Here is a 17,431-nt window from a genome sequence, read left to right as displayed (position 1 = left end):
CTTGATATGCAACTGACAGGAGAACGTCTACCAGACGCAAGCCTGTGCAGTCGAACCGCGCTGCGCGGCAGTTTCTATCCTGATGTTAGACACAGCCCTGCTCTCTCTTGGCATACGTCCTGGCTGCTGCGAAGCGAACTATGAACCAGAGAGCGGCACGGCAGGTTGATCGGCAGGCTTGACGAATTTCTTCGATTTCGGAATATTGCCGAATATTACCCAAGAGCCTGGTATATAGCGCACCGTAAGCTCGACAACGATCCATGAGAAGCCTAATGCGGCTGCAAAACCCCCGGCATACCACAGATGGGTAATAATCGAGCTCCCCGTGGCAAGCGGGAATTCACGGTAGATGAGCAGGAAGAACGGATGAATTAAATAGATTCCAAAAGAAATGGCCCCCAGTCTCTCCAGCGCAGGTGTCCAGCCACGAACCCCGATCCGATAAAATAGAATAGCAAGCTGGAGCAGCACCAGCGCCCCCAAATAGGTATGTGCATTCCACATCAACTCGTACAGCGTAGAATTATAACTCGTTCCGTGCAGACGATTGTTGTAATAAATGTAGACATGACCAAGACCCGCAGCAGCCCACATTACCCACAACATCACCCAAGCCGTAACGCGGTATGGCGTAACATTCGCACGGCTGATCACAATCCAGGCTTTCAGTTTCGGATAATAGATGCCGATAAAAGCTCCCAGCATGAAATAGGCCATGTAGGACAACGCCCAGCTTCCCTTATTCGGTACCTGCCAATAATACTTATTCATAAGTATAAACGTCCACTGGATGACCAGTCCAATCGGTATCGCCCATTTCGCAAGCGACGGCAGTTTCTTGAACAACCACAGCGCAAGCGGAAACAGCACGTAAAACTGAATGCTGATAAAGACAAAATATAGATGCGTATAGGCTTTGCCGGTCAGCAGCTTCTGAACAAAACTCTCCATCGTGTCGCCAAACGGTCTGCCTTGATAATACAGGTAGTGAAGCAGCACGAAGTAGAACACCGAAAAGAGCGTGTAAGGAATGATAATATATAACAGTCTTTTTTTGTAAAACCCGCCAATCAGCTTCTTCGTCGTGGGACGATCATAGTAATTGTAGAAGAGGACCAGACTGCTCAAAAATATAAACGTAGGCGTTCCGTACTTCATAAAGATATTCATGAAATTGTAGATAAAAAAATACTTGGACTCCGTCATGGCGGACACCGCATACGACGTAGAGTGAACGGACAGGACGCCGAGAATGGCAAATGCGCGTACCAGCTGCAGTTCGGGAAGACGCTCCCTTGGCAATACATTCGTTTTGTTCATAGAATTACCCTCTCATCTGAAGTCCGGTTATTTTCGTGTGTTAGACGAAACGGATTCATAAAGTATATAGGACAGTTCTTAACGCTATACTTCCAAATCCTTAACAATTACTTAAGATTCTGGTCCCTTCTCCTAACATAATTCTTCTTGATTGCATGAAGTCCTTGGACTTACAATTAAATTATCTTTCCAATCGGGGTAAAAATGGGAATATGGAAGGTGGTTCATATATATGAATTCACAGGAATACAAGCAATTTTATGATACCGTAGGAGCCTTGAACGGCTGGGACTTCAGCCAGATCAGATGTTCTTCAGAAGGCGTGGAATGGGATTTCTATGATCAGGTCAGTCGATTATGCACAGCTTCCGATGTTCTGCTTGATATCGGTACTGGCGGCGGAGAGAGCCTGTTGTCTACCGCCTCCCACGCAGCATTGCTGGTTGGGATCGATCTTTCCCACACCATGGTTGAAACCGCCCGGCGGAATATGCAGCGGACCGCGATTTCCAATGTACGCTTTGCACAGATGGAAGCTGAGTCGCTCTCATTCCCTTCGGAATTTTTCAATATCATCTCATGTCGGCATTCCCCTTTCCACGCATCCGAAACTGCCAGAGTCCTGATGGAGGATGGCGTATTTCTGACGCAGCAGGTTCGCGAGTGTGATAAAGCCAATCTGGTACAGGCCTTTGGAAGAGGACAATCCCTTCGTCCGGACGGCAGCCTGAAGGAACAGTATACGAAGGAACTCCAGCTTGCCGGATTTCGCAATATTCATTATGCCGAGTATGATGCAGTCGAGTACTACGAGCGCGAGGAGGACCTGATCTTTCTGCTAAAGCACACACCCATCATTCCTCGATTCGGTCAGGAGGAAGATGATTTCCGTATCCTTCAGCAGTTTATCAGCGACCATCGCACCGATCGGGGAATTCGGACGAATGCCGCGCGGTTTATGATGATAGCCCGAAGATAAGAGAAGTCGAACCACTATCTTTTATCCTCCGGATATCCATACCCCATATCAGCCTGCCATTAAACACAAAGAGCGCACAAGGGACAAGGCCCTTGTGCGCTCTTTTTTTGAGAGAGAAATTCCCTATTATCTCAGCATGATTGAACCGCCATCTACCATCAGTGTTTGACCCGTCACGTAGTCGGAATCGGAGCTTGCCAAAAAAACGGCCACGCGTCCGATATCCTGCTCGGGATCCCCCATTTTTTTCAGCGGAATTTTATCGACCATGCCTTGGTATTCTTCCGGGAATGCCTTGCTCCACTGCTCAACGCCCGGCGTCAGTGCAATGGGACTGATCAGATTGACGTTGATGCCGTCGGCTCCCCATTCGTTGGCGGCCACGCGGGACAGCCCGCGAATGGCTTCTTTTGCTGCGGCATAGGAGGCTTGGTTCACCATGCCCGACAGACCGGCACCGGATGCAAAATTAATCACTTTGCCCCGAGTTGCCTTCAGATGAGGATAACACGTCTGCATAAAATAAAACGTCGGATAAAAACCGGTATCAAACGACAACGCCATCACGTCATCGGTTGTATCCACGATAGGTACCTGCTTGGATACATGTGCATTGTTAACGAGAACGTCGAGTTTGCCATAAGTTTTCATAACATCATCAACAATACTCTGAATCGAGGATTTATGGGTAATATCACCGTTGATAAACATCGAATCACTGAACTCTTTCAGTCTTTTCTCCGTTTCACGCCCTTTCTCCTCATTCACGTCCACAATCACAACCTTAGCGCCTTCCTTAGCCATGGCAAAAGCCATGCCGCTGCCGATGCCTCCGGCACCACCTGTAATTATAGCTACTTTATCCTTGAGTCTCATGCTGTATGCGCCTTCTTTCATCAAAATGATAGCTTCACTATCAACGATAGAGCATTTCGTGGAGAATTTCAAATTGCACCTATATTATCCCGCTGAAATATGGAAGCATATTTCTTATGCATCAAAAAAAAGCAAGCCTCTCACCAGGAGAAGCTTGCTGTCCATATTCGGATATGGTCATCACCGATCAGTGAATCTTATCGCTATTAACCGTTGACCAGCAGCTCTTTCAACTGCTTGATCTGTTTACGCTCTCCCGCAAGCACCAATGTCGATCCCGCTGTCAGGATATCGTCCGGACCCGGATTGATTCTCTGCTCTTTCTTGTTCACAATCGCTAATACATTAGCACCTGTACGTTGACGAACCTGTAGCCCCGCAATGGATTGTCCCACGCATTTGTAATGCGGCTCAATTCGTGCCCATTCGATGATCAGATCCTCCAGTGTCACCTCAATGGTCTCCAATGCTTTCGGTTTATACGTCATGCCGCCAATAATCCCGGCGATTTGTCTAGCCTCGTCATCTTCTAAGGTAATCTGGGAGATGCTCTCCTCAGGATTGTCATCTTCAAAGTGGTACAGCTCTCTTCGGCCGTCGTCATGTATAACAACAACCAGCTTATCCCCTGATCTCGCCTGAATAAGGAACTTCTTCCCGATACCCGGCAGATCAGATTCGCGAATAATACTCATGTGTAAATCCTCCGTTCTGGGTTAATTCAATCTCTAGATTATATAGATTAGTTGGGAGAAAGTAAATCATCTCGGTCGTCCTTATGCTTTCCTTTTTTTCACTTTCTCCACAGGATCGGTCCATTTGAATAATTGATTCATTCCACGGTACACGCGTTTTGATTCTTTCGCTAGAAGAGGCCCAAGAATCGCGAGAATCAGAACATAGAGCGCAGAGAATGGTTTCAGCATTGCGGACAGTCCGCCCGCGAGTCCCAGATTGGCAACGATAATCGTAAACTCGCCCCGTGCCATAATAGTCAACCCGATGTTAAGCGACGACTTATGCGACAGTCCAGCCTTGCGTCCCGCGATCATACCAGCAACGAGGTTGCCGATAATGGTCAGCACCACGGCGCCAAGTGCCAGCCATAACGCATTTCCCAGGGTGGTCGGATCGATACCAAGACCAAAACTGAAGAAGAATATTGCCCCAAAAAAATCACGGAAAGGAATAACCAGCTGCTCAATCCGCTCGCTATGCTCCGTCTCGGATAGAGCTAGTCCAAACAACAGCGCACCGATCGCTTCGGCTACGTGCAGGGTCTCTGAGAACCCGGCAATAAAGAACATCGTTGAGAAAACAACAATAATGAAAATCTCGCTGGACGTAATATTCAGCAATTTGTTAAGTATAGGCGGGCCTTTTCTCGCAATGACAAAGAACAACAGCATGTAGCCAATGGAAATACAAACCGAGATGATCGTTGCTCCTACCGATGTCGCCCCGCCTAACAGCAGTCCAGACATGATCGACAAGAACACGGCAAGGAAAATATCATCGAACAAAATCATACCGAGAATAAGCTCCGTCTCCGCATTACCGGTGCGTCGCAGATCTACCAGTACCTTAGCCACAATCGCACTGGAAGAAACAGACAACTATTCCTGCGATGATCAACGTCTCATACAGTGGCATATTGATCAGGAATCCGTAAGCAAGACCCAGTACAAAGTTCAATACTACATATACGGTTCCGCCTACCACAATGTTTCGTCCAGATTTGATCAATTTTTGAACGGAGAATTCAAGGCCGAGATAAAATAGCAAAAATAGGATACCCATCTGCCCCAGAAAATCAATGATTCCCTGGCTCTCGATAAACTTAAAATCCAGAATACCTATCGTTGGTGCATGTGGCCCTACAAGCATCCCCAGCACAATCAAGAATGGTATAATTGAGAACTTGAGTTTTCCGGCAATCGCAGAGGCTATAGCAACCAGAATCAGAGCAGTTCCAACCTCAAACATCATATGATCCATAGAAGACCTCCTCCTCCTCAAATTTTATTACTGGCAATCATTTCTATTATACATAAAAATGCATACATTTACAAAAATGCATCCATATTCTTTGGTTGACTCCGATTTAGATCATTATGTTCGAGCTCATAATAAATCTCATTATTTGATTAGTTATTTCATTGTTTCCATTAAATATAAATTCTATCCGAAAATCACAAACAATCCTGCAATAATGAATAAATATACATTATTATGCATGATACAACAGGTAAAAAAATCCATGTATCTACACTTAGCCACGCATCTCTACAACCGATATCCTTTTCGAACAGAAAAAAAAGAGCCTCATGGCTAGTGCCACGGGGCTTCTGTCATTTTCGTATTTATTTAAACCAGCCTTTTTCCTTAAAGCGGGTAATCGCCTCAATCCGGTTGCTGACGCCAAGCTTATCCAGAATAACGGAAATATAATTACGAACCGTCCCTGTTGTAATGAATAGCTGGGTGGCGATTTCTTTGGTGTTCTTGCCGTCTGCAATGAGACTGAGAACTTCCTTTTCCCGTTCCGTCAGCGGATTCTCTTCACCGGAATAGGCTTCGTCCACCAGCTCCGAGGCATATATCCGTCTGCCTGCCATAATGCTGCGAATGGATGCAGCCAATTCCTCGCTCGGGCTGTCTTTAAGCAGATACGCGTTAGCACCTGCCTTCACGGCACGCTCGAAATACCCGGGCCGGGCAAAAGTCGTCAAGATCATAACCTTACAGCCATAACCCTTCAACTCTTCGGCCGCCTCAAGCCCGTTCATCATGGGCATCTCAATGTCCATGATACAGATGTCCGGTCTATGAAGTTTGACGAGCTTTACGGCATCCTTCCCATTGCCCGCCGTTCCAACCACCTGCATATCTTCCTCCAGATCAAGCAGTGAGGCCAGAGCTCCAAGCAGCAGCCGCTGATCTTCGGCAATGACAATTCTGATCATATTCCCGCCTCCTTATCCGGCAGTCTGAGCACAGTAGGTACTCGAAGGACAAGCGTTGTACCCTCGCCAGAAGTGAACTCCATGCTTCCATTCACGAACTCAAGCCGCTCTCTCATGCCTCGCAGCCCATTACCGCGATTCTTCGCATCCGTCACAAATCCCGTTCCATTATCCTTCACCCTCGCAACCAGATCGCTTTCGGTGGATTCAATCGCAATGGAGCAGGTCGTTGCATTGCTATGTTTGACTATATTATTCACGGCCTCTTTCAGGCACATGCTGATTACATTCTCATTCATTAACGAAAGATTATCCGGCTCCAGCGTTCCCTCAAAGGTCAGCTCGATCTGAGCCGCCTTTAATATTTGCCGAATGCGGAAGAACTCATCCGTAAGCCGGGTGCCCCGCATCCGCGTCACCATCTCGCGCACTTCTTTCAGTGCGGTTCTGGCCGTCTGGCGAACATCGTCGATCTCGGCTTGGGCTCTTGCCGTATCTTGTGTCATCAATTTGCCGGCCAAATCACTTTTAAGACCGATGAGAGACAGCTTTTGTCCCAGTGTATCATGCAAATCGCGGGCAATCCGCTGGCGCTCCTCCAGCTTGACGAGTTCAGAGATCCGTTTGTTCGCATCCTCCAATTGGCCCTGGAGTTGATCATTCTTATTTCGGTTATAGTTGGTCACGGGAAGCAGAATTACGCCTACCACACTGACCAGAACAAACGGTAGCTGTGTTATAAAGAACGGATTCCGCGTTAACAATCCATAATTGACCGTAATGACTGTCGTTATCAGATGAACGGTATACAGCGTGAAAAAACCGGCCTTATTCCTGATATTCCCGATAAAAAATGCGAGAAACAACGAGAAATAGATGTAACTGAAAACCACAGACATCGTGATTGATATCAGAATCTGCAGACTCGTCCAGAAATATACAACCCAGCCTTTCGACAGAAAGGACAAGACATAGAAGGCAAAAAACATCACAATCATCAGAATACCGATGACAATCTGATAGGTAGACGTCGACCGGAAGATGAAATAAAACGGAAGGATGTAGAAGACAACCCATACATACGGGCTTAACCCCGTGCTTTTATGAAATATCTGATACCATTTCTGCATGGGGTCCCACCTTCCGTCGGTTCAAGCTGATGAATTACTCGCCCTGCACTCTGGGTCTCGGGCTTGCCAGGTTCTTTTCGGCTTTCTCCAATACTGATTCTTTTGACGTACGCAGCGATCGCCGTGCATCCTTAAATGTTACAAACAGTTTTTTCTCTTCGTCCCATAAACGGAAGCGAATGGACTTCAAGCTGGTTTTCAGCGTAATCGTTGTTGCTTTTTGAAGAGGAGGTGCTGCTTCATGCGCCTTCTCAAGGTTATAGTTAGGAACCTTCGGACTAAGATGATGAACATGATGGAAGCCGATGTTGCCCGTGATCCACTGCAGAACCTTCGGCAGTTTGTAATAAGAGCTGCCTTCAACGGCTGCGTTGATATAACTCCATTCTTCATCATGCTCATAGTACGTCTCCTCGAATTGGTGCTGTACATAGAACAGCCATATCCCCAGCATTCCCGATACCATGAATATCGGAGCTTGAACGAGCAGGAATGCCTGCCATCCAATCGCCCAGCATAGCACTGCATACAAAGCCACAATCGAAATATTCGTTATATAGTTGCTGATCTTCTCCTTACGTCTCGCACCTTTACGGTTAAAACGATAGGAAACCAGAAAAATAGCGATGGGACCAAGGCCAAACATGACGATCGGGTTACGGTAAACCCGGTAGTACAGACGCTGCCAAAAGGATGCCGCTCCATACTCTTCAACGGTTAATACCCACATATCGCCGATTCCCCGCTTATCGAGGTTGCTGCTCGTAGCATGATGAATGGCATGCGTGTTTTTCCACTGCTCATAAGGACACAGCGTAATAACGCCCGTAATCGTGCCAAGGATTCTGTTCGCCCGGCGATTCTTGAAGAAAGACCCGTGAGTGCAGTCATGGAATATGATAAACGTCCGAACAACAAACCCCGAAGCAATAACGGCTATGGGAATGGTAAGCCAGTAAGATACAGATAAGCTTAGATAGGCGGCATACCATAGCAGTATTAAGGGAACCAGTGTATTAAGAAGCTGACCTATACTCGCCTTTGTGTCAATTTCCTCATAAGGGGCAACGTTCTTTTTCAAGCTGGACAGTTTGTTATCGGGCTTAGCCATAGTTGTCTTCCTCCTCGTAATGAAGCGCAAGGACGTTATGATCTCATTACGCACTTGTCTAACCTAATTATAAATAGTTTGTCATGTGCGTCGTAGTCATAAACGTCATTTCGGGAGTATGACAAATATCATATACCTGCCCGGGAGTCCGCCGGGAACCTCAAGCCGATCTGGCGTCTGGCTTCCTGCATGATTTCAGCGGTAATGAGAGAGTTGGCATGCGTATTAGTTGCACTTTCCCGTTCACCGCATTTTAATAAATCAATGAATTCCTGAGCTTCATAATACATGGATTCATGGGTTTGCAGTTGGGTTACGTTCTCAATCGTGCCGTCTCTATAGTGGATCTTCACATCATACGGTTGATTGATCTTATCGATGATCATTGTTCCATTCTCGCCCTGGATCTCGGCAGGAGCATAGGAATCACTGATCTTAGAATGCATGATGACGGCTTCCATTTCCGGATATGATAACAACAGACTCCCCTCCCCATCAACCCCGGTGGATAACATATAGCCTGAAGCTTTCACGGAGTCCGGTTTACCGAACAGGGTAACCAGAGGGTACAGGCAATAGATGCCCAGATCCATCAGTGAGCCGTTGGAATACTCGGGATTGAATGCATTGAGAACCGTGCCCTGCTTATAAGCATCATAACGGGAGGAATATTGGCAGTAGCTTGCGAAGTAACGCCGAATCGGGCCCAGCTTGTACAGGTTGTCCCTTACGATTTTGAAGTTCGGCATTAATGTCGACTTCAAGGCTTCCATAAGCAGCACGTTATTGTTCTTGGCAGCTTCAATCATCGCAGACACTTCAACCGCATTGGAGGCCATCGGCTTCTCACAGAGGACATGCTTCCCATGGTTCATGCATTGTACAGCCTGCTCTGCGTGATAGGCATTCGGACTCGCAATGTACACAGCGTCAATCTCATCATCCTGCAGCATCGTCTCGAGACAAGTGTATACTTTTGGATCTGCATACTTTGCCGCGAATACCTTGCCCTTCTCTTCCGCTCGAGAATACACGGCGGCAAGAATAAATTCCTCGGTCTCCAGAGCCGCTTGAATAAACCGCTCGGTAATCCAGTTTGTGCCGATGATGGCAAAACGGATGGTCATCCTTAATCCCTTCCCCTCTTATCTTCATAATTGATTTCGTTTCTCGTTTACACCCATCCTTCAAATGCAGCAATCTTCTCTCGTGCCGAATCCGGAATCGGCGTGCTCTTGCCTGTCGCCGTATCAATGAGCACAATGGTTCCGCGTCCGGCAGCCTTTAAGGCACCGTCCACCACAATCGCATACTGCACATCCATCGAGGAACGCCCGATCTCTGACACCCGGACATGAAGCTTGAGCGGGTCCTTCAAATACAGCTGTGCCAGATACTAGACACTCCAGATCCGCAACAACCGATACGGTCTTGTCACTGAATAAATCCTCGGTTAATCCCAAATTCTCGAAATACTCAATGCGTCCCTGTTCAAAATACATGAAATAACTGACGTTATTCACATGACCCAGCATGTCGGTCTCGCAGTACCTTATCTTTATCGGAATTTCAAAGTGGAAAGTGTCCAGCCAAGTCTGAGGATCCGGTTGGATAAAGGTTGTTTTTTTCATGATGAGTCCCCTTTCTCTTTATAAGAGGCGAATGTATGTACAATTTAAAATCAGCCTTCTACAAGGATAATGAAAAAAAGTTACGTACGTCAACTAAATAGCCAAATCATGGATAACATACCGGATTTATAGGAAAAAGACCATCCACTCTGGCAGCAGGATCACTGGAGGGAAGGTCTTTAGAAAGTATACATGTGTATGTGATGTAAGTGAAGCCTCAACCTTGCTGTTCCAGCTTCCAAGCGCGGCGGTTGCCTACAATGGCTGTATCAATGCCTCTTCTTATAGTAAGTCAAGGCAAGCGCCAACGCCAAAACGGAGCCCTTCACGATATCCATTGCATAATAAGGAACGGACAGCATGATCAGGCCATTTTGCAAAATACCGATCAGCACCGCGCCCACAAAGGTCCCCAGTGCATTCGGTTTGCCCGCTCCAAACACCGAGTATCCAATGAAGGTCGCAGCGACTGCATCCATCAGATAAGGTCCGCCGGAATTGACCTCGGCTGTCATCACTCGGGCACCGAGTATGATCCCGCCGATCGCAGCGAACAGCGCCGAAACCAGGTACGCAGCCAGACGATATTTACTCACTGGAATTCCGGATAAAGCCGCCGCTTCGCGGTTGCCGCCGATCATGTACATATACCGCCCATGTTTGGTATAGGTCAGGAATAGATGAACCACGATGACAACCAGCACCATAATAACAATGATCCAGGGAACTTGCCCGATCTTCTCGAACACCGCCGGAATTTTGCCGGTAGCAAAGTCCCCGCTGGGCAGAATCATATTCTGGGAGATCGTAGCGCCGCGGGTATACGTAAGAGCAACCCCTTGGAATATAAACATCGTCGCTAAGGTCATCAGCATATCATCGATCTTGAAGTTGATGACCAGGAAGGCATTGATCAGCCCTACAGCGAGACAGAACAGCAGTGTCAGGCCAATGCCGATGCCGATATTTTGCCCATGCCAGACGAACATGGATATGACCAGTGCATTCGCCAGGGAGGCCGTCGAGCCGACGGACAAGTCGAAGCCGCCTACGGCCAGCGAAACCGTCAAGCCCACGGCAATAATCGTAACAATCGAAATCGAACGGAGAATGTTAATGATATTGCTCGTATTCAAAAAGTTGTCGGCCACCGTGCCGAAGACGAGAATAAGCACAAATACCGTAATCAGTGTGCCGTATTTATATAGAAAATCAAATGCGAAGCTAGCCGCCGGCTTCTCCTTAACAGGTCTTGCTGTATTCATGTCAACCCGCCTCCTGTGCAATAAAGCAATATTTCCTCTTCATGGGATGACCGCGTCGTCAGCTCTTTAGTGATACTGCCGTCATACATCACATACACCCGATCAGTGATGCCAACGATTTCGGACAGCTCGCTTGAGGCGTACAGCACGCATTTCCCCCGCTTGGCAAGCTCGGCCACGAGATTGAATATATCTCGCTTCGCGCCAACGTCGACCCCCTTGGTCGGCTCATCAAAAATATACACATCCGCATCGACCAGCAGCCACTTGCCAATCGCCACCTTCTGCTGGTTGCCCCCGGACAGATTTCTCACCCGCGCCTTCTCGCTCGGGGTCTTGATCCCGAGACGCTCAATCATCTCTCGCGCCGCTTGCTTCTCCTTGCCAAAGCTCAGCCAGGACCCCCATTTGGAAAAATGGGACAGCACCGCGGCCGTTAAATTAACGGACACCGGCTCTTCAACGAACACGCCCTCGCGGCGGCGCTCCTCGGGCACCAGGGCAATGCCATGCCGCACAGCGTCATGCGGCGAGCCGACTGCGAAGCTTGCTGCCGCCCAGCCTGATCGTCGCCGGTCGAAGTATCGGATGCTCCGAATATTGCCCGGCACAGCTCCGTTTTCCCGGCGCCCACCAGTCCCGCCAGACCGACAATTTCCCCTTGGCGGATATGGAGATTCACGCCGTTAATTTTGCCGCTGTCCAGCATGTTGTTCACCTCAAACCAGGTGGGACCGATTTCTCGCTCGATGCGGGGGAATTGCTGGTCCATCTTGGCACCCAGCATGTATTCCACCACCTTCGGCTGGTCGATATTCGCGATGCGATCGCTTTTCACCAGCTGGCCATCCCGCATAATGGTAATCTCGTCGCAGATTTCATAAAGCTCCGGCAGCCGGTGTGATATGAAAATAATGCTGACTCCATCCTCCTTCAGCTTGCGCACCAGCTTGAATAGCTGCTCGGTTTCGCTGTGGCTGAGCGGAGCTGTCGGCTCGTCGAGCACCAGAATCCGGCACTGCTTGGAGACGGCTCTTGCGATCAGGACCATCTGCTTCTCAGCCAGCGTCAGCTCCGAAATCAGCTTTTTGCCGGAGACCCGTATATTCATGCGCGCCAGGATGGATTCGGCTTCCTGATAGAGTTCCTTCCAGCGGATCAGGTGCCTTCTTCCCATATCATGAACCGTCCGGTCCAGCATGATGTTCTCCCCGACGGTCAGGTTCGGAATGAGTGCCGTATCCACCTCTTGATACACGATCTGAATGCCGAGATCCTTCGCTTCCTTCGGCGAACGAATCTGTACCTCGCGTCCATCCAGCCAGATTTCTCCCTCGTAGTGGTTGTACGCTCCCGATAGGATCTTCATCAGAGTCGATTTCCCCGCTCCATTCGCACCGATCAACGCATGGGCAGTCCCTGCGGTCGTCTGAAAGTCAACATCGGTCAACGCCTTAACGCCTGGAAAAGAAATCGAGATGTGCTTCATTTGAAGTAAGGGGGCCTCAGTCGACAGAGTGGTCGAAGTGACGGCTGTTGTCTCCATAACGCTTCGCAAGTGTATTCTTCCCTTCAAATAGGATAGGGCGCCCTTATCGATAACCGACAAGAGCGCCTGTAGGAATAATGCTGTTTATTTGCCGTTGGCAGCTTTCAGTGCCTTCATCCAGTCCTCTTCGAACTCGGTGCTCGTTCCCCAGCTAGGGATGATATCAGCCAGGTTCACCATGTTGACCGCTTCGGTTGAACCCTCAAGGCCGGAACGCTCAATCAATACAGGCTCCAGGTTGTAGACAGCAGGTGTTTCCTCGCCAGCAATTTTCTTGGCAAGCAAACGGACATTGATTGCACCGATCATTTTCGGATCTACGGCAGCCGTAGCCACCCATGGGCTGTCCTTCTTCTGAATCAGCTCCAGGTCCGCATTGGACACGTCGATGCCGTAAATCTTAACCTCGGTACGTCCGGCTTCCTCTAGCGCTCTGGCCGCGCCGATCGCAAACGCATCCCACGTTGCAAAGATCGCGTCGAGCTCACCCTTCGGATATTTCGTCAGGATGGCGGATACCGCATTTTGCGTTTCCAGGGAAGTCTGGTCGCTCGCTACGCCGAAGCGCTCCACTTCCTTAATGCCCGGGTTGTTCTTCAACGTTTCCTGATAGACTGCATTACGGCGTACCATCGGCGGGAATCCATCTACCCACAGGTATGCAATGTTAGCATCCGGTCCTTGCTCTTCAACCAGCTTGTCCAGCGCAAGCTTCGCGAGCTGCTCATCGTCTTGCGAGGTCTGCGTAACCCCTGCAATGTCTCCGATCTCCGGCAGGGAGTCGAAGGTGACAACCGGAATCCCTTTATCCGTGATCTTCTTCACATCTTGAACCGATGCAGGATCGTCTCCATGCGATATAATAAATCCATCGTAATCACTGTCAATGGCCTGCGCGATGGCATCATGGAATTTGGCGGAGTCCCCGTTCGCCGAGAAGGTATCTACCTTAAAGCCGAGAGCCTCGCCTTCCTGCTTCGCACCAGCCAAAAATTGTGCCGTATGATCATCGCCCCCGATCTTGCGAACCACCATCAGCTTCACCGGATCCTTCTCGGCAATGCCTGCCGGCAGGTTCTCGACCTTGTCCGCCAGATTGCCTGCTCCCTTACCACTGCCGCTGCCTGATTCGGCACATCCGGTTAAGACAATCATAAACGCGAGCACCAGCGCCGTTAATTTCCTTACATGTTTACTGCCTTTCATGTTCTCTCTCCCCCTGTTTTCCGTAAAAAGGACTATTAATACAAGTAATCCTATAGGATTTAAACAAAGGCGTCAACTATTATTTTTTCGCTTTAATGCATTACACCATGCAGGACAAAAAAAATAGAAAGTTATTTCTAACTCTCGGGCAGGCCTCCTTCGGGAATTTTCTCAACGTCTTTCCTTTGTTTATATATGTATCGGTAGCTGCAAGCCCGCATTTCAGAGCTGTATGTCATTCTTATGAAAAAAGAGAGCTGCGGGCTGCTTTCATTTCATGCCCGAGCTCTTTTTAGTGGACAAGCTGTTTAAGCGCATATTACACCTACAGGGGTATGCCTTAATCCAAACGAACGCCCATCGTTTCGAGCCAAGCCTTCGCAATCAGGCCGTGCCCGGCAGGTGACGGATGCACGCCGTCCGGAGCCCAGAAGGCCGCTTCGCGGCGCACCGACGCTGCAGCGAACAAGCCGTCCAGCGGCACCAGCAGCGCACCGTATTCAACTGCCAATTCGCGCACCGCCGTAATTTTCGGATCCAGATCCTCGCGCCAAACTCTGCGATCCTCCGGATGCGGCAGCACAAACGGTTCTACGAGAACCAGCTTGGCGTCCAGCGCCTCTTTGGTGCGTTCGATCAATTTACGGTACCCGGACTTGAAATCCTCGGTGCTTGTCGGATCTCCGCTATCATACCGGCGCCAGGTGTCATTGATTCCGATATAGATGGATACCCAGTCGGGCCTCAGGTCCAGGCAATCCTCCTGCCATCTGCCATTCAGATCGACGACCCGGTTTCCGCTGATCCCTCTATTCAAAAAGGTTACATTCAACTCCGGAAATTTCATGCCAAACAACGAGTCGATCAATAGCGGATAGCCGTTGCCCAAGCTGCCGGAGAAGTTCCGGTCACGTCCGCAATCCGTAATGCTGTCCCCTTGAAATAATACAACATCCCCTTGCTGCAAACGATTCATTGCATTTCCTCCTCATCCGTGTTGTGCTAATGTACGTACAATTGGAAACTCGTTACGCTCATTTCTCGTGAGAACGCTTCCTAGGATTACATATTTGCCATACAGGGCTCAATTCCTTTTAATGAATCATGCAAATCATCGATTTATGAGTGAATTTTTGGACTGCCCCGTTGAATCAGGAAGACGTCTATCGACGTACCTTCCTCAGAAGACAGACCGCATCTATATAAGTTGAACTACAGATTCTCAGCCCGAGCATCACTACGAATACGGATTATTCTTCCGATCGCTGTTGCCCCCAGATTTCTATCAATCGATTAAAAATGGTTGAAATCCGATTGCAGTATATGCTTCCGATGCGAGCTTTCCTTTGGAAAGCTTTCGGGCGACCGCTACCGCTTCTCCAGAATAATTCTGCCTTCTCCGTTGAGGTTCTTCTTTTCATTAGTTCAATCTATCTAGCGGAAGTTTTCAGCAAAAGTTTTTGTGCGAGATCAAGGTGGTAAACTTCTGAACTTCATACTCCTTATTCAACAAAAAACCTGCCCCGACTCCGGTCGGGACAGGTTCTATTATTGTACGATCAGGCTCCGGTTGGCATGGCCACCCAGTGGCCTTTCGATACCTCCACCAGCTCCGAATGCTCCAGATTATACTTGTCTTCACCGGTGCGTTCATCCAGCAGCACCCGTTTCTTCTGGGACTCAATCTTCGGATCGGGAACCGGAATGGCCGCCAGCAGAGACTTTGTATAATCATGCTGCGGATTGGAGTACAGCTCCTCGCTTTCAGCGAGCTCCACGATTTTGCCCATATACATAACAGCAACGCGGTCACTGATGTGCTTGACCATCGACAGGTCATGCGCAATAAACAGATACGTCAATCCAAGTCGGTGCTGTAGTTCCTCCAGCAGCTTTACGATCTGCGACTGGATCGATACATCGAGCGCGGAGAGCGGCTCATCACACACGATGAATTTCGGCTCTACCGCAAGCGCGCGCGCAATACCGATCCGCTGACGTTGACCGCCGGAGAATTCATGCGGATAGCGTGTGGCATAGGCCGGATCCAATCCGACCATATCGAGCAGCTCCTCGACCCGTTTCTTCCGCTCCTGCTTGCTGCCGGTCAGCTTGTGAACGTCCAGCGCTTCGCCGATGATGTCCACAACCTTCAATCTTGGGTTCAGTGAAGCATACGGATCCTGGAATATCATCTGCATATGGCGACGCATCGCCTTCATTTCCGAAGGAGAGAGACGATTAACGGACATGCCTTGATACAGCACTTCTCCCCCTGTCGGCTGATGAAGGCGAAGAATAGCTCGTCCTGTCGTCGATTTTCCACTGCCGGACTCTCCAACTACCCCGAGGGTCTCGCCGGCCTGAATGTGAAAGCTGATATCATTCACCGCTTTGAGGACATTGCCTTTGCCCATATCAAAATACTGCTTCAAGGATTTAACCTCCAAAAGAGGTCCCTTATAGTCTGTACTCGGCACGATGATCGGCGCCGGCTTCGCTTTCTTCTTCTCGTCCAGACGCGGAAGCGCATTTAACAGCTTCAAGGTGTAGGGATGCTGCGGATTCTCGAAGATTTCCTCCGTCGTTCCCGTTTCAACTATAACGCCGTCCTTCATTACCGCCACGCGGTCACACATGCCCGCTACGACGCCAAGGTCATGCGTGATCAGTATAATGGAAGATCCGAACCTCTCCTGCATATCCTTCATCAGATTGAGGATCTGTGCCTGTATCGTCACATCAAGTGCCGTTGTAGGCTCATCGGCAATCAGCAGTGCAGGTCTGCACGCAAGCGCAATCGCGATCATGACCCGCTGGCGCATGCCGCCCGAGAATTCGTGCGGGTATTGATTGTAGCGCGCTTCGCTGTTCGGAATGCCAACCAGCTTCAGCATATCAAGCGCTTGCTTCTTCGCCTCGTGCTTGGACAGCTTCTGGTGTTTAACCAGACTTTCCGATATTTGTTCGCCGATTCGGATAGTCGGATTAAGCGACGTCATCGGATCCTGAAATATCATCCCGATGTCCCGGCCGCGAATACTCTCCATTTCCTTCTCTGTTTTCTCGGCCAGATTCTGGCCCAGGAACCGGATCTCTCCATCCTTCATATAAGAAGGAGGGGACGGCAGCAGCCGCATGATTGAGCGTGCCGTGACGCTTTTGCCGCTCCCGGATTCACCAACGATTCCGAGCGTTTCGCCCTTTTTCACCTCAAAGCTCACCCCGCGCACTGCGTGGAATTCTGAATCGCGGGATTGAAAGGCTACACTCAAATTTTTAACCTGCAATATCGGTTCCAACTCTGCTCACCTGCCATTATGCGTTTATGTTAAAAAGGTAATATCCTCTGCAACTCTTATAATCTATTGACTTTTAAAATAGGCTAAAATAAA

At 49.0% G+C, this 17,431-nt stretch carries 13 protein-coding genes and 2 pseudogenes; 1 reads left to right on the top strand and 14 read right to left on the bottom strand.

All coding sequences use genetic code 11. The features are described from left to right. Positions 1 to 138 precede the first annotated feature (138 nt). Positions 139 to 1,323 carry an acyltransferase gene (locus PVOR_RS07445; RefSeq protein ID WP_006208526.1) on the bottom strand — a complete coding sequence of 395 codons (1,185 nt, stop codon included), beginning with the start codon at positions 1,321 to 1,323 and terminating at the stop codon, positions 139 to 141. A gap of 232 nt (positions 1,324 to 1,555) precedes the next feature. Here PVOR_RS07445 and PVOR_RS07440 point away from each other — a divergent pair, with 232 nt between their 5' ends. Further along, positions 1,556 to 2,302 carry a class I SAM-dependent methyltransferase gene (locus PVOR_RS07440; RefSeq protein WP_006208525.1) on the top strand — a complete coding sequence of 249 codons (747 nt, stop codon included), beginning with the start codon at positions 1,556 to 1,558 and terminating at the stop codon, positions 2,300 to 2,302. A 126-nt stretch (positions 2,303 to 2,428) separates the two neighbouring features. On the opposite strand, the gene PVOR_RS07435 is transcribed toward PVOR_RS07440, so the two are convergent. From PVOR_RS07435 to PVOR_RS07375, 13 genes and pseudogenes are all read right to left on the bottom strand, one after another. After that, positions 2,429 to 3,178 (bottom strand): SDR family NAD(P)-dependent oxidoreductase, encoded by a 750-nt coding sequence (locus PVOR_RS07435; RefSeq protein WP_006208524.1) that lies wholly within the window; start codon positions 3,176 to 3,178, stop codon positions 2,429 to 2,431. Positions 3,179 to 3,384: 206 nt separating this feature from the next. Beyond that, positions 3,385 to 3,873, bottom strand: a complete 489-nt coding sequence (locus PVOR_RS07430) for a cation:proton antiporter regulatory subunit (RefSeq protein WP_006208523.1) — start codon at positions 3,871 to 3,873, stop codon at positions 3,385 to 3,387. Positions 3,874 to 3,954: 81 nt separating this feature from the next. Further along, a pseudogene (locus tag PVOR_RS07425) lies at positions 3,955 to 5,176 on the bottom strand (cation:proton antiporter). 365 nt (positions 5,177 to 5,541) lie between these two features. Beyond that, positions 5,542 to 6,144, bottom strand: a complete 603-nt coding sequence (locus tag PVOR_RS07420; protein ID WP_006208520.1) for a response regulator transcription factor — start codon at positions 6,142 to 6,144, stop codon at positions 5,542 to 5,544. Then, positions 6,141 to 7,274, bottom strand: coding sequence for a sensor histidine kinase (locus PVOR_RS07415; RefSeq protein ID WP_006208519.1), 1,134 nt, complete (start codon positions 7,272 to 7,274; stop codon positions 6,141 to 6,143). The genes PVOR_RS07420 and PVOR_RS07415 overlap by 4 nt, the downstream gene beginning before the upstream one ends. Before the next feature lie 34 nt (positions 7,275 to 7,308). Continuing rightward, a complete protein-coding gene (locus tag PVOR_RS07410; protein ID WP_006208518.1) occupies positions 7,309 to 8,385 on the bottom strand; it encodes a fatty acid desaturase in 1,077 nt (358 codons plus the stop codon). A 128-nt stretch (positions 8,386 to 8,513) separates the two neighbouring features. Continuing rightward, positions 8,514 to 9,512, bottom strand: a complete 999-nt coding sequence (locus tag PVOR_RS07405) for a Gfo/Idh/MocA family protein (RefSeq protein WP_006208517.1) — start codon at positions 9,510 to 9,512, stop codon at positions 8,514 to 8,516. Between the two features lie 47 nt (positions 9,513 to 9,559). Next, the gene (locus PVOR_RS31490; protein ID WP_006208516.1) at positions 9,560 to 9,763 is read right to left on the bottom strand and encodes an acyl-CoA thioesterase; all 204 of its coding nucleotides are present in this window, start codon (positions 9,761 to 9,763) and stop codon (positions 9,560 to 9,562) included. Between the two features lie 522 nt (positions 9,764 to 10,285). Then, positions 10,286 to 11,281 carry an ABC transporter permease gene (locus PVOR_RS07395; protein WP_006208514.1) on the bottom strand — a complete coding sequence of 332 codons (996 nt, stop codon included), beginning with the start codon at positions 11,279 to 11,281 and terminating at the stop codon, positions 10,286 to 10,288. Next, positions 11,278 to 12,770, bottom strand: a pseudogene (locus tag PVOR_RS07390) (sugar ABC transporter ATP-binding protein). The gene PVOR_RS07395 and the pseudogene PVOR_RS07390 overlap by 4 nt, the downstream one beginning before the upstream one ends. 144 nt (positions 12,771 to 12,914) lie before the next feature. Continuing rightward, on the bottom strand, positions 12,915 to 14,036 hold the full coding sequence (locus PVOR_RS07385; RefSeq protein WP_006208513.1) for a sugar ABC transporter substrate-binding protein: 1,122 nt from the start codon (positions 14,034 to 14,036) through the stop codon (positions 12,915 to 12,917). 340 nt (positions 14,037 to 14,376) lie between these two features. After that, positions 14,377 to 15,012 carry an SGNH/GDSL hydrolase family protein gene (locus PVOR_RS07380; RefSeq protein WP_006208512.1) on the bottom strand — a complete coding sequence of 212 codons (636 nt, stop codon included), beginning with the start codon at positions 15,010 to 15,012 and terminating at the stop codon, positions 14,377 to 14,379. Positions 15,013 to 15,595: 583 nt separating this feature from the next. Then, positions 15,596 to 17,338, bottom strand: coding sequence for an ABC transporter ATP-binding protein (locus PVOR_RS07375; protein WP_006208511.1), 1,743 nt, complete (start codon positions 17,336 to 17,338; stop codon positions 15,596 to 15,598). Positions 17,339 to 17,431 lie beyond the last annotated feature (93 nt).

The organism is Paenibacillus vortex V453 (assembly GCF_000193415.1).
Classification (GTDB): domain Bacteria; phylum Bacillota; class Bacilli; order Paenibacillales; family Paenibacillaceae; genus Paenibacillus_AQ; species Paenibacillus_AQ glucanolyticus.
The sequence above is the reverse complement of the archived record's forward strand: the minus strand, read 5'-3'. Positions and strand labels throughout refer to the sequence as shown.

What these genes read in the sequence shown, in the direction of transcription:
- PVOR_RS07435 (WP_006208524.1), bottom strand. Translation starts at nt 3,178, where the DNA reads ATGAGACTCAAGGATAAAGTAGCTATAATTACAGGTGGTGCCGGAGGC.
- PVOR_RS07420 (WP_006208520.1), bottom strand. Translation starts at nt 6,144, where the DNA reads ATGATCAGAATTGTCATTGCCGAAGATCAGCGGCTGCTGCTTGGAGCT.
- PVOR_RS07395 (WP_006208514.1), bottom strand. Translation starts at nt 11,281, where the DNA reads ATGAATACAGCAAGACCTGTTAAGGAGAAGCCGGCGGCTAGCTTCGCA.
- PVOR_RS07380 (WP_006208512.1), bottom strand. Translation starts at nt 15,012, where the DNA reads ATGAATCGTTTGCAGCAAGGGGATGTTGTATTATTTCAAGGGGACAGC.
- PVOR_RS07445 (WP_006208526.1), bottom strand. Translation starts at nt 1,323, where the DNA reads ATGAACAAAACGAATGTATTGCCAAGGGAGCGTCTTCCCGAACTGCAG.
- PVOR_RS07385 (WP_006208513.1), bottom strand. Translation starts at nt 14,036, where the DNA reads ATGAAAGGCAGTAAACATGTAAGGAAATTAACGGCGCTGGTGCTCGCG.
- PVOR_RS07430 (WP_006208523.1), bottom strand. Translation starts at nt 3,873, where the DNA reads ATGAGTATTATTCGCGAATCTGATCTGCCGGGTATCGGGAAGAAGTTC.
- PVOR_RS07405 (WP_006208517.1), bottom strand. Translation starts at nt 9,512, where the DNA reads ATGACCATCCGTTTTGCCATCATCGGCACAAACTGGATTACCGAGCGG.
- PVOR_RS07440 (WP_006208525.1), top strand. Translation starts at nt 1,556, where the DNA reads ATGAATTCACAGGAATACAAGCAATTTTATGATACCGTAGGAGCCTTG.
- PVOR_RS07410 (WP_006208518.1), bottom strand. Translation starts at nt 8,385, where the DNA reads ATGGCTAAGCCCGATAACAAACTGTCCAGCTTGAAAAAGAACGTTGCC.
- PVOR_RS07415 (WP_006208519.1), bottom strand. Translation starts at nt 7,274, where the DNA reads ATGCAGAAATGGTATCAGATATTTCATAAAAGCACGGGGTTAAGCCCG.